Annotated in this window: 8 protein-coding genes; 3 read left to right on the top strand and 5 right to left on the bottom strand. The window is 55.4% G+C overall.

Features of this window, described 5'->3' with window-relative positions; all coding sequences use genetic code 11:
* A partial coding sequence (locus MELB17_RS22215; protein ID WP_007352607.1) for a DcaP family trimeric outer membrane transporter occupies positions 1-1,146 on the top strand: 1,146 nt, incomplete at its 5' end.
* Between the two features lie 68 nt (positions 1,147-1,214).
* Here MELB17_RS22215 and MELB17_RS22210 read toward each other — a convergent pair.
* From MELB17_RS22210 to MELB17_RS22195, 4 genes are all read right to left on the bottom strand, one after another.
* Complete coding sequence (locus MELB17_RS22210; RefSeq protein WP_007352606.1) at positions 1,215-1,769, bottom strand: DUF2478 domain-containing protein; 555 nt, start codon at positions 1,767-1,769, stop codon at positions 1,215-1,217.
* Positions 1,770-1,940: 171 nt separating this feature from the next.
* Entirely contained in the window at positions 1,941-3,656 is a 1,716-nt protein-coding gene (locus MELB17_RS22205; protein ID WP_007352605.1) for a dihydrolipoyllysine-residue acetyltransferase, read from the bottom strand.
* A gap of 10 nt (positions 3,657-3,666) precedes the next feature.
* Positions 3,667-6,333 carry a pyruvate dehydrogenase (acetyl-transferring), homodimeric type gene (gene aceE / locus MELB17_RS22200; RefSeq protein ID WP_007352604.1) on the bottom strand — a complete coding sequence of 889 codons (2,667 nt, stop codon included), beginning with the start codon at positions 6,331-6,333 and terminating at the stop codon, positions 3,667-3,669.
* Between the two features lie 455 nt (positions 6,334-6,788).
* A complete protein-coding gene (locus MELB17_RS22195) occupies positions 6,789-7,652 on the bottom strand; it encodes a thioredoxin family protein (protein ID WP_007352603.1) in 864 nt (287 codons plus the stop codon).
* Positions 7,653-7,844: 192 nt separating this feature from the next.
* Between MELB17_RS22195 and lon the strand changes: the two genes are divergently transcribed.
* Entirely contained in the window at positions 7,845-10,295 is a 2,451-nt protein-coding gene (gene lon, locus MELB17_RS22190) for an endopeptidase La (protein ID WP_007352602.1), read from the top strand.
* 49 nt (positions 10,296-10,344) lie between these two features.
* On the opposite strand, the gene MELB17_RS22185 is transcribed toward lon, so the two are convergent.
* Positions 10,345-10,842: a MarR family winged helix-turn-helix transcriptional regulator gene (locus MELB17_RS22185; protein ID WP_007352601.1), complete on the bottom strand. Its 498-nt coding sequence runs from the start codon at positions 10,840-10,842 to the stop codon at positions 10,345-10,347.
* 241 nt (positions 10,843-11,083) lie between these two features.
* Between MELB17_RS22185 and MELB17_RS22180 the strand changes: the two genes are divergently transcribed.
* On the top strand, positions 11,084-12,199 hold the full coding sequence (locus MELB17_RS22180; RefSeq protein ID WP_007352600.1) for a branched-chain amino acid ABC transporter substrate-binding protein: 1,116 nt from the start codon (positions 11,084-11,086) through the stop codon (positions 12,197-12,199).
* Positions 12,200-12,404 lie beyond the last annotated feature (205 nt).

Here is a 12,404-nt window from a genome sequence, read left to right as displayed (position 1 = left end):
AACGCCAGCCAGGCGGCTTCCAGCGACGGCATCAAAATAGGCAATACCACCGTGGACATTGGTGGCTACGTCAAGCTGGACATGATCTACGATTTTGACCAAGCCTTGGGCGATAGCCTCTTCGTCGCTGGTCTTGATACGGCAAACAACGAGAGCAATGGCGTCTTCCGGGCCCATGCACGTCAGTCCCGAATCAGCATTGGTACAATCACGCCCACGGATGCGGGTGTCGTCAAGACGCGCTTTGAGGGCGATTTCTTCGGCGGTGGCGGTAACGAGGTCTTCTCCAACTCCAGCGGGCTGCGTATTCGTCACGCCTACGGCGAACTGGGCGGCTTACTGGCCGGTCAGACCTGGAGTAACTTCATGCACTTCACGGCTTACCCGTCCACCGTCGATTTCGACGGCCCCGTGGGCGTAAGCTTCATCCGTCAGGCTCAGGTTCGTTACACCATGCCCATGGGTGGCGGTGCATTGTCCGTCTCTGCCGAGAACGCCGAGACCACCGGCTTCGAGGGTTCCAGGGACGTACTGCCAGACTTTACAGCCAGGTATAAATGGGCCGGCGATGGCGGCGGCTTTGAATTCGCCGGTCTCGCCCGCCAGCTGCAGTCAGATTCCGCGGTGGGTGATGACTCAGCCTTCGCCTATGGCCTGATGCTGGCCGGCCGACTCAACGTCACCAACAGCACCACGCTGATGGCCGGTGCCATCTTTGGCGACGGTGTCGGGCGCTACATCTACAGCTCGTTCAGCAACAACGTTTCTGCAAACCAAGACGGTCAGCTTTCAGATCCGACTGACCCTACTTCCGGGCTTAATCGCAGCGGTATTGGTGAAGCCTACATCGATGCCAACGGTGACCTGGAAACGATCGAAGCCTTCGGCTTCAACGTAGCGGTCTCCCAGAAGTGGACCCCGAAGTTCACATCCGGCCTCAGCTACGGTCGCGTGGAAGGGGACCAGCCGGATAATCTGTTCCCGAACTCGTTCGAAACCCTGCAGAGCGTGCACTTCAGCAACTTCTATCAAATTGCTGATCCTGTCACCCTAGGCCTGGAACTGTCCTTTGCGGACAAAGAGCTGATGAACGGCGAATCTTCAGACAACACCCGTCTGCAGGCTTCCGCCCAGTTCAGCTTCTAATCCCGAAATCTTTTAGGGAAACAAAGCCCCGGCCCCGTGCCGGGGCTTTTTATGGCGCACTCCCGGCATTACGCCTCATCTTGGCTCTTAATCGACCTGACCGGGCCACGCGCAAACACCCCGTCACACCACTCTTTAACGTCGTTCTCTGAAAATGCCAGATCGGTTGCCGCACCACCGTTGAATTCATGCCACTGAAGCAGAAATTTTCGTTTCACAACGGTTAGCACCGGTATCCCCGCTTCCAGCAATTGCAGTAATTCGGCACGGCAACCTTTACCGTCAATCTCCTGCTGCCCGAAACGGTTCACAATGGCCAGCCGGGGTGGATTATTCAATGCCCCGCGCAAAACGCCGGTCGCATCCGCCAAGCCAGATGGATCCAGGCAGCAGGATTGCGATTCTTTGCCCAGATTCTGGGCTATAGAGTATTCGGTACCGGTTTCTACATCTTGCACCGCCATAGGCTCACGGCGCAGGCCCTGTTCGTTCAGCGCCATGGCCAGGCCCGCCACGCGAATGCCCTTACGGTTGTAATGATTCGCCAGGCTGTGCAGCATCGCGTCTACGGGCTGGTTGTCGTTGTCGTAGATAATCGCTGCCAGCTGGAATTGGTGTGCCATGAAGACCGTCCTGAAGCGTGTGCCGGCGCTTTCTGTCGAAAACACCCGCACTATAAAACACAAAAAGGGCGCAGATTGCTCTGCGCCCCTAGTGTACTGGCTTGCACCGCCAAAGCGGTTGCTTTATGTCAGGGACCGGTGCTGCTAAGCGCCCGGCCCCCTCACTCTCGCTTACAGCAACAGGGTACGAATATCACCCATCAGCCGAGCCAGCGCTGAGGTAAAGCGGGCTGCGTCGGCCCCGTTCACCGCACGGTGATCGTAAGACAACGACAGCGGCAGCATTAGCCGTGGTTGGAAGGCTTGGCCGTCCCAAACCGGCTTCATCGCCGCTTTGGACACGCCCAGAATCGCCACTTCCGGCGTATTCACAATTGGCGTAAAGGCCGTGCCACCGATACCACCAAGGCTGGTAATGGTGAAACAGGCGCCCTGCATTTCTGCCGGCTTCAGCTTCTTGTCGCGGGCTTTCTGCGCCAGCTCTGCGCTTTCTGCCGCCAGCTCCCACAGGCCTTTCTGGTCCACATTACGAATCACCGGAACCATCAAACCGTGGGGCGTATCCACCGCAATACCGATGTGGATGTACTTCTTGTGTACAACTTCTTTGCGATCCATATCCAGGGCGACGTTGAACTGGGGCAATTCAGCCAGAGCCGCGGCACAGGCCTTGAGCATGAACGGCAGCGGCGTCATTTTCACACCTTTCTTCTCGCCCAATGGCTTCAACGATTTACGGAAATCTTCCATATCGCTGATGTCGGCGTCTTCGAACTGGGTGACGTGTGGCACATTCAGCCAGCTGCGGTGCATGTTCAGCGCCGTAACAGACATCATGCGCGACATGCCTTCCCGTTCAACTTCACCAAACTGGCTGAAATCTGGCAGCTTCACGCCTGGAATGCCGCTGCTGCCAGCGCCGGGCACTACGGCGCCCTGCTGTGCCTGCTGCAGCTGAGCCTTCACGTAGCCGTGCACGTCGTCTTTAACAATACGGCCTTTCGGGCCGGAGCCTTTCACCCGGGCCAGGTCTGCACCCAGTTCACGTGCCAGCTTGCGAACCGCAGGGCCGGCGTGCACTTTGCTGCCGGCGGCGGGCGCCTCATAGGTCACCGAACCGGTATCCGCGGGTTTGGGTTTGGGTTTGGCTTTGGTATCGCTAGCCGCAGCCGGCTGCTCAGGCTCGGCTGGCTCCTTTTTGCCAACATCGCTGCTATCAGCCGGGGCTGAATCGTCAGCGTCGTCGCCGTCATCTGCGCCATCGTCGGTGATGATCATTTCCAACAGGTCGTCGCCTTCGGAAATCTTGTCGCCTTCTTTAACCAGAATCTTGCCGATTTTGCCGGCGAAGGGCGATGGAATTTCCATGGTCGCTTTGTCAGATTCCACGGTGACCAGCGCGCTTTCTACGTCAACGTCGTCGCCTTCCGACACGTTAAGCTCGATGATCGGGATGTCATCAAAACCATCCAGGCCAGACACTTTTACGATTTCTGTGCGCGTGCCGCCGGATTTTTTCTGCGGCGCCGGCTTGCCGGTGCTGTCGTCAGACTTAGCCGGTGCGTCATCGCTCTGGGCTTTGGGCTCAGGCTCTGGCGCGCTGTTTTCGTTTGAAGCGCCATCACTTGCGCCATCTGAACTGCCCGCACCATCAGAACTAAGAGTACCGACCACGTCGCCCTCTTTGATCTTGTCGCCCACTTTAACGATGATCTTAACGATCTTACCCGCACCCGGTGACGGCAACTCGACCGATGCCTTGTCGGTTTCAACCGTCAAAATCGGATCTTCTTCAGCCACCGAGTCACCGGCGCTGACCAGTATTTCAATAACTTCAACTTCATCTGCCCCGCCTAGATCGGGGACCCTGATTTCTTGCTCGCTCATAGCGGTCTCCTTAGCGGTGCGCCGGGTTCGGTTTGTTGCGATCGATTCCGTACTTGCGCATGGCTTCAAGAACCTGCTCGTGCTTGATCTCGCCGTCTTTCGCCAGAGCAGACAGAGCCGCTACGGCAACGTGGTAACGATCAACCTCAAAGAAATCACGCAGTTTTTCACGAGTGTCGCTGCGGCCAAAGCCATCCGTACCCAGGGTCAGGAAGGTTTTGGGGATAAACGCCCGTAACTGTTCAGAGTGCAGTTTGATGTAGTCGGTAGACGACACAACCGGACCCGCCTGGTTTTCCAGGCACTGGGTTACATAGGCTTTGCGGCCTTTGTCATCCGGGTGCATCAGGTTCCAGCGCTCTACGTGCTGGCCGTCGCGGGCCAGTTCGTTAAAGCTGGTCACACTCCACACATCGGAGCTGACCCCCCAATCATCTTTCAACAGCTCGGCAGCGGCATTCACTTCGTTCAGGATAGCGCCGGAGCCCAGCAACTGAACCCGCAACTTGGTTTTGCCTTTACCTTTTGCTTCCACCGAACTGAACTTGTACATGCCCTTGATGATGCCATCTGCACACCCTTCAGGCATCGCTGGCTGAACGTAGTTCTCGTTCTCCATGGTGATGTAGTAATAAACGTTGGTGTTCTTTTCGTACATTTCCTTCATGCCGTGATGAATTACCACAGCCATTTCGTAGGCGTAAGCCGGATCGTAAGCTCTGCAGTTAGGAATGGTGTTGGCCAGAATATGGCTGTGACCGTCCTGGTGCTGCAAGCCCTCGCCGTTCAGCGTGGTCCGCCCTGCGGTGCCGCCAATCAGGAAGCCGCGAGCCTGAATGTCGCCAGCGGCCCAGGCCAGGTCGCCAACGCGCTGGAAGCCGAACATGGAATAAAACGCGTAGAACGGAATCAGCGGAAAGTTGTTGTTGCTGTACGATGTAGCAGCCGCAATCCAGGCCGCCATGGCGCCGCCTTCGTTGATGCCTTCCTGCAGAATCTGACCCTTTTTGTCTTCACGGTAATACATGATCTGATCGCGATCCGGCGGCACGTACTTCTGCCCTTCCGAGGTATAAATACCCAGCTGGCGGAACATGCCTTCCATACCAAAGGTACGGGCTTCGTCAGGAACAATCGGCACAACACGTTTGCCCACACGCTTGTCTTTTACCAACGCACTCAGAATGCGCACGAACGACATGGTGGTGGAGATTTCACGGCCATTGGAACCGTCCAAAACCTGCTTGAAGATGTCCAAGTCAGGAATCTGCAGCGGCTGGCTGTCTTTACGACGCTTGGGATAGAAGCCGCCCAGATCCTGCCGGCGCTTCTTCATGTACACCAATTCGGGGCTGTCGGGCGCCGGACGATAGTAAGGCACGTCTTCAAGCTCTTCGTCTTTCACCGGAATCGCGAAACGGTCACGGAATGATTTAAGCGTTTCCACATCAAGTTTTTTCAGAGAGTGAGCGGTGTTGGTGGCTTCGCCAGCGGCACCAAAGCCATAACCTTTGATGGTGTGGGCCAGAATAACGGTTGGCTTACCATTGGCTTCGGTTGCCGCTTTTTTGTAAGCCGCATACACTTTGTACGGGTCGTGGCCGCCGCGATTGAGCGTTTGAATGTCGTCGTCGGTCCAGTTTTCAATCATCTTGGCCAGCTTCGGATACTTGCCGAAAAACTGCTTGCGGGTTGCCGCCGGGCCACCGTTGGTGAAAGCTTGCAGTTCGCCGTCAACCACTTCGTCCATGGCGCGCTGCATAGTGCCGTCTTCGTCTTGCTCAAACAGCGGGTCCCACATGCGACCCCAAACCACTTTAATCACGTTCCAGCCAGCACCGCGGAACGCGCCCTCCAGTTCCTGAATAATCTTGCCGTTGCCGCGTACCGGGCCATCCAGGCGCTGCAGGTTGCAGTTCACCACAAACACCAGATTGTCCAGGTTTTCACGGCTGGCTTTGGAAATACAGCCCAGAGTTTCGGGCTCGTCACATTCACCATCACCAATGAAACACCACACTTTGCGATTTTCCATTTCGACCAGCTCGCGGCTGTCGAGGTACTTCATGATGTGAGCCTGGTAAATGGCCTGAATCGGGCCCAGGCCCATAGAAACCGTGGGGAACTGCCAGTAATCCGGCATCAGCCACGGGTGCGGATAGGATGACAAACCACCGCCGTCGACTTCTTCGCGATACTTGTCTAGCTGCGCTTCTTCAAACCGGCCTTCCAAAAAGGAACGGGCGTAAATGCCCGGCGAGGCGTGGCCCTGGAAATAGACAAGATCTGACTCGCGTTTTTCGTCGCCACCGTGGAAGAAATAGTTAAAGCCTACATCATAGAGCGTGGCCGCAGACGAGAAGGTGGAAATATGACCACCCAGATCACCCGGGCGCTTGCTGGCACGCACGACCATCGCCATGGCGTTCCAACGGATCAGGGAACGAATACGGCGCTCCATGAACAGGTCACCCGGCATACGTGCTTCTTGTGCAAGCGGGATAGTATTACGGAATGGTGTGGTAATGGCATACGGCAGCTCGGTGCCGTCGCGGCTGGCGCGCTCGGAAAGGCGTTCCAGAATGTACTTGGCTCGGTCTACACCCTCCTGCTCGATCAGTGATTCGAGTGCGTCAAGCCACTCCGTGGTTTCAATCGGATCGTCGTCCTGGTACATCAAATCCTCCCGTAGGCGTCTATATAAATGCGGCCCAGCGCCGAATGTCACGGGCTGCGCTGCTGAGTCAGTCAGTGGGGCTTGCGGCGTTGGGGCCGTAGCGCCGATTAATTATTCATGAACAAGCATAGATCAGGTTTCACAATTTGCGTTTAACAGATCGCAAACTGCTTTTGGCAATTAACCGGCATTGTAGTTTTTTTACTACAATTTATCGAAATTTTTTGGTTAACCCTTAAAAAATCTGGGGAAATGGGGGTTAATTTCGATTCCTTACGGAATAATGACGTTTTTACACCCTCCCGACAAGTCACACCCGACCAAGGTCGAACACCGTCAACTCTACGTGACTTCGTTTGCAACCCTAAACCTTCTACGTTTCACCTTGAATAATACGCAAAAAACGGGCTTACCGTGAGGTGAGCCCGTTTTTTGCTTTAAGACTAAATCGCTACTTAATGCATCAAGGTATACAGCTTGCGCCGATAGGTGCGCACATCGGCATTGTTGTTGCCCAGCTTTTCAAACAGCTCCACCAGCGTTGTCTTGGCCACTTCATTTTTATACTTGCTGTCTACCTGCATCAGGCGAATCAGCAGTTCCATGGCCTCGGCGTTGTTTTCTTTTAACACGTTATGCAGCGCCAGCATGTGCAGCGCGTTGGGGTCTTTTGGGTCCTGCTCCAGAGCCATTTCCAGGTCGGTCTGGGGCGGCAGCTCTGTGGACTGTTTCAAAAACTTGATGCGGGCCGCCAGCTGTTTGGCCTGTTGCTGCAATTTTTCTTCCGGAGGCAGACTGTTGTAAATTTGTTCGGCGGTGTCCAGATCCCCCATTTCGGCTTTGATCTGAGCCAGGTCAATCAGCACTTTCAGATTTTCCGGATCTTTCTGGTTCATATCACCCAAAATGGCCAGGGCGCCATCCAGATTGCCTTCTTCCCAGAGCGCGTGAGCTTTTTCGTACGGGTCCTCGGCGGGCGCCTCTACATACTTGTCCAGCACTTTGCGGATCTCGCTTTCCGCTAACGCGCCGTTAAAATCGTCTACCGCCTGGCCATCTTTCACCAAAATAACGGTTGGCAGACTTCGCACACCCAAGCTGGAGGCAAGTTGTTCTTGCTGGTCGGCATTCACTTTGGCCAGTAAAAAAGCGCCCTTATACTCATCGGCCAACTTTTCCAGCAGTGGCATCAGCTGCTTACAAGGCGCGCTCCATTCCGCCCATACGTCGACCAGAACGGGCGTTGTCGCAGAGGCTTCCATCACCTGCTGCTGGAAGTTTTCCATTGTGGCTTCGAAACTATAAGAAGAGCTGCTCATTGAGACACCTGAATCTGTCGCTGTTTATAGATACAGCTAAGATGGGGAGCCCGGTGGCGAAATTCAAGAGGAACAGGCCAAAGGGGTTAACAAGCGGCCTTGAAAATCAGAGTTTTGGCAGCAAGTAATCAATAAACGTTCGACACTGAATACACGACGCCGAACACACCCAGTACCGGGAAGCCAAGTAGCATGACAGACGACAACAGCAATGACTCTCTGGAACAGCTCGAAGAAGATATAACCGAGTACATAGGCAAAGACGAACACAGCAAAGACCTGGCACTGTCTAAACAGGCGCTGCCCAAGCGCCTGTACCTGCTGCCGGTGTCTAACCGGCCGTTTTTCCCCGCCCAGGTACAGCCTGTCATGGTCAATCAAAACCCCTGGCACGAAACCCTGAAAAAAGTGAGAGAGACCGATCACGGCATGCTGGGCATTTGCTACGTTGACAACGAAGCCAGTGAAAAGGGCGTGCCTGACAGCAAAGATCTGGCCACCATGGGCTGCGCAGTGCGCGTGCACCACGCCCAGCAAAAAGACGGCAAGGTGCAGTTTATTGCACAGGGCCTGCAGCGCTTTCGCATCGTTCAATGGCTGCGCCGCCGCCCCCCCTATCTGGTGGAAGTGGAGTACCCACAGGAGCCCGCCGAAGACCTGGATGAAACCAAGGCCTATACAATGGCCGTTATCAGCGCTATTAAAGAGTTGCTGCGCACCAACCCGCTGTATGGCGAGGAAGTGAAGCAGTACCTGACGCGCTTCGGCCCGGAGGACAGTTCACCGTTGACCGACTTCGGCGCATCGATGACCAGCGAACCTGGCGCGAAATTGCAGGAAGTACTGGATACCGTGCCGCTGTTGCAACGCATGGATAAAGTGCTGCTGCTTATGCGTAAAGAGCTGGAAGTGGCCAAGCTGCAGTCTGAAATTAGCGCGGAAGTGAACCAAAAGGTACAAAAGCACCAACGTGAGTTCTTTCTGAAAGAACAACTGAAAGTGATTCAGCGCGAACTGGGCATGTCAAAAGACGACAAAACCGCCGACGCCGAACGTTTCGAAGGGCGCATGGCGGAACTCGACCCGCCCGAAGCAGTGCGCGAACGTTTTGATGAAGAACTGCAAAAACTGCGAATTCTCGAACAGGGCTCGCCGGAGTATGGCGTTACCCGCAATTATCTGGATTGGATAACCCAAGTGCCCTGGGGCCAACACTCACAGGATCATTTCGATCTCGCCGAGGCGCGGCACATTCTGGACAAAGACCATGACGGCCTGGGCGATGTAAAAGACCGCATTATCGAGTTTCTGGCAGAGGGCAGCTTCAAAAAAGAAGTCAGCGGCACCATCCTGCTGTTGGTGGGTCCGCCGGGCGTGGGCAAAACGTCCATCGGCCACTCGGTGGCAGACGCGCTGGGGCGCAAGTTCTATCGCTTTAGCGTAGGCGGCATGCGTGACGAAGCCGAAATTAAAGGCCATCGCCGCACCTATATTGGCGCCATGCCCGGCAAATTTGTGCAGGCACTGAAAGACACAAAAGTGGCCAACCCGGTCATTATGCTGGATGAAATCGACAAGATTGGCGCGTCTTACCAGGGCGACCCGGCCTCTGCCCTGCTGGAAACTCTAGACCCGGAGCAGAACCGCGAGTTTCTGGACCACTATCTGGATGTGCGCATGGATTTGTCGAAAGTGCTGTTCATCTGCACCGCCAACCAACTGGATACCATACCGCGACCGCTACTCGACCGCATGGACGTGATTCGCCTGTCTGGCTACATAGCGGAAGAAAAGCTGGCGATCGCCAAGCACCACCTGTTACCCAAACTGCTAAAACGCGCCGGACTGCTTAAAAAGCAGATGAACATTTCTGACGCTGCCATAAAACAGGTGATTGAAGGCTATGCCCGTGAAGCCGGGGTGCGTGGTCTGGAAAAGATGCTGCACAAAATTATCCGCAAAAGCATCGTCAAGTTGCTGGGAAATCCTGACCTACCCATTCGCGTTGGCATTGCCGACGTACAGGAATACCTGGGGCAACCTCTCTTCCGCAAAGAAAAATCCATGAAGGGCATGGGCGTAGTAACGGGTTTAGCCTGGACCGCCATGGGCGGCACTACGCTCAGCATTGAGGCCTCGCGCATTCACAGCAGCCAGCGCGGTTTCAAACTGACCGGGCAACTGGGGGATGTGATGCGCGAATCCGCCGAGATTGCCTACAGCTTTGTCGCGTCTAATTTGAAACGTTATAAAGGCGACCCTGTGTTTTTCGACAAATCTCTGGTGCACCTGCACGTGCCGGAAGGCGCCACGCCGAAAGACGGCCCAAGCGCGGGCGTCACTATGGCCACGGCGCTGCTGTCGATTGCTCGCCGTGAAGCGCCGCAGCAAAACATCGCCATGACCGGTGAACTGACACTGACCGGGCAGGTACTGCCAGTCGGGGGAATACGGGAGAAGGTGATTGCCGCCCGGCGGCAGAAAATCAACCAGTTGATTCTGCCAGAAGCTAACCGAGGGGATTACGACGAGCTACCGGGGTACTTGAAAGAAGGCATTGCGGTCAGTTTTGCGAAACACTACAGCGATGTGTTTCAGGTTTGCTTTGGCCAACAACCAAAGAAGGGCGCGGTTATGCACTGACCCGCCGGCCGCCGCTCTTCGTCCCAACCTGCAGCTTTACCATGAAGCCTTATTTAGAGGTTTCCTTCCAGCCATCTTCGCGCAGCACCGGGCCTACATCCAGAACCGGTGATGCGTCTATGTGGTCTGCGTCCATCATATTAGCCACTCGCTGCAACGAGGCCAGAATCATGGTTTGCTCCCACTCCGCCAAGGCCTGATATTTTTTGATGAAGTCTTCTTGCAGCGGGTTGGGCGCACGGGCCAGAATCTCGCCGCCGGCTTCGGTCAGGTGGGCGTGCACTTTGCGCTTATCCTGAGTGCTGCGAACCCGGTACACCAATTTGCGCAATTCCAGGCGGTCTAAAATAGTGGTTACTGTGGCCTGGCTAAGGCTGATTTTATCAGCGATGGTGCCAATAGTGACCTGGCCCAAATCCCGTATGGTCCGCATAATCAGCAGCTGTGGCGCGGTCAGCCCGGCGCTCTTGCTCAATCGTTTTGAGTGCAGATCTGTTGCGCGGATTACCCGGCGTAATGCTACTAATACTTCGTCATAATTGGTCAACGCGCCGCTCCCGCCATGCTTATACCACTAACATTTAGAGTTGTTTATATCACGATCCACTGCAAAAACCATCAATCACCAACAACTTTTATATGGCCTGGCAGCGATCAAATAGAAGACAAACAACGATTTTCACGGCAAGATGGCAACCTGGAATGGCCTTCGCTTGACAACAACCAAGCGTGGGTGCTTTGTTGATGCCTGAGTATCACAATAATAACCTGATTACAGGAAACCAATAATGCAAAACAACGTTAAAAAACTCGTAACAGCTATCGCCGCATCCGTTGCCCTGCTGGGCGCAGGCGCCGCCGTAGCAGAGATTAAAGTAGGCATTGCCGGCCCCATGACAGGACCGGTTGCGCAGTACGGCGACATGCAATTTTCTGGCGCACGGATGGCCATCGAACGCATTAATGCTGCTGGCGGCGTTATGGGTGAAAACCTGGTAGCGGTTGAATACGACGACGTATGCGACCCCAAGCAGGCCGTGACCGTTGCCAACGCTCTGGTCAACGACGGCGTGAAATACGTGGTAGGTCATCTGTGTTCCAGCTCTACACAGCCGGCGTCTGATATCTACGAAGACGAAGGTATTCTGATGATCACCCCGGCCTCCACCAGCCCGGGCATCACCACTCGCGGCTATGAACTGGTATTCCGCACCATCGGCCTGGACAGCATGCAGGGCCCGGTCGCCGGAGAGTATTTGGCCAGCCTGAAGCCCAAGAAAGTCGCGGTTATCCACGACAAACAGCAATACGGTGAAGGCATTGCCACCGCCGTGCGCGATACCCTGAAAGACGCCGGCGTTGAAATAGCCATGTTTGAAGGCATTACCGCAGGCGATAAAGACTTTTCATCGCTGGTGACCAAACTCAAGCAGGCCCAGGTCGATTACGTGTACTACGGCGGCTATCACCCAGAACTGGGTCTGATTCTGCGCCAAGCTCGCCAGGCGGACCTGGACGCTGTGTTCATGGGCCCTGAAGGCGTTGGCAACAAAGACATCAACACCATTGCTGGCGAAGCCGCTGAAGGCCTGCTGGTTACCCTGCCTCCGGCCTTCGATGAAAAAGAAGAGAACAAAGATCTGATTGCCGCGTTTGCGGATAAAGACGAAGACCCCTCCGGCCCATTTGTACTGACTTCCTACGCAGCGGTTCAGCTGGTAGCTGAAGGCATCGAAAAAGCAGGTTCCAAAGACCCGTTTGAAGTGGCCGCCGCACTGCGCGCCAACAGCTTCGAAACGCCCATTGGCACCGTTCAGTACGACAAAGCCGGCGACATGAAGTCGTTCGAATTTGTAGTTTATGAATGGCACTCAGACGGCAGCAAGACTCCGGTCAGTAACTAACGCGGGCCCTCAACCCGCCGCTGTCGTGCGGGCGCAAGCCCGGCGGCAGCCCTGAAAGAGACGACACCCCGCAGCCTGCCGACGGCTGCGGGGTGTCTTTCCAAGCTTCTGATCCAAACGTTAATTGCGCGGCGCCCTTACCTGCTGCGCGTTTCTCTGCCCGTCAGAAGTCGATTTCCGGAGATGGCACCCCATGCAAGACCTT

Source organism: Marinobacter sp. ELB17, from assembly GCF_000169375.1.
GTDB lineage: Bacteria > Pseudomonadota > Gammaproteobacteria > Pseudomonadales > Oleiphilaceae > Marinobacter.
The sequence above is the reverse complement of the archived record's forward strand: the minus strand, read 5'-3'. Positions and strand labels throughout refer to the sequence as shown.

What these genes read in the sequence shown, in the direction of transcription:
- MELB17_RS22210 (WP_007352606.1), bottom strand. Translation starts at nt 1,769, where the DNA reads ATGGCACACCAATTCCAGCTGGCAGCGATTATCTACGACAACGACAAC.
- MELB17_RS22205 (WP_007352605.1), bottom strand. Translation starts at nt 3,656, where the DNA reads ATGAGCGAGCAAGAAATCAGGGTCCCCGATCTAGGCGGGGCAGATGAA.
- aceE (WP_007352604.1), bottom strand. Translation starts at nt 6,333, where the DNA reads ATGTACCAGGACGACGATCCGATTGAAACCACGGAGTGGCTTGACGCA.
- MELB17_RS22195 (WP_007352603.1), bottom strand. Translation starts at nt 7,652, where the DNA reads ATGAGCAGCTCTTCTTATAGTTTCGAAGCCACAATGGAAAACTTCCAG.
- lon (WP_007352602.1), top strand. Translation starts at nt 7,845, where the DNA reads ATGACAGACGACAACAGCAATGACTCTCTGGAACAGCTCGAAGAAGAT.
- MELB17_RS22180 (WP_007352600.1), top strand. Translation starts at nt 11,084, where the DNA reads ATGCAAAACAACGTTAAAAAACTCGTAACAGCTATCGCCGCATCCGTT.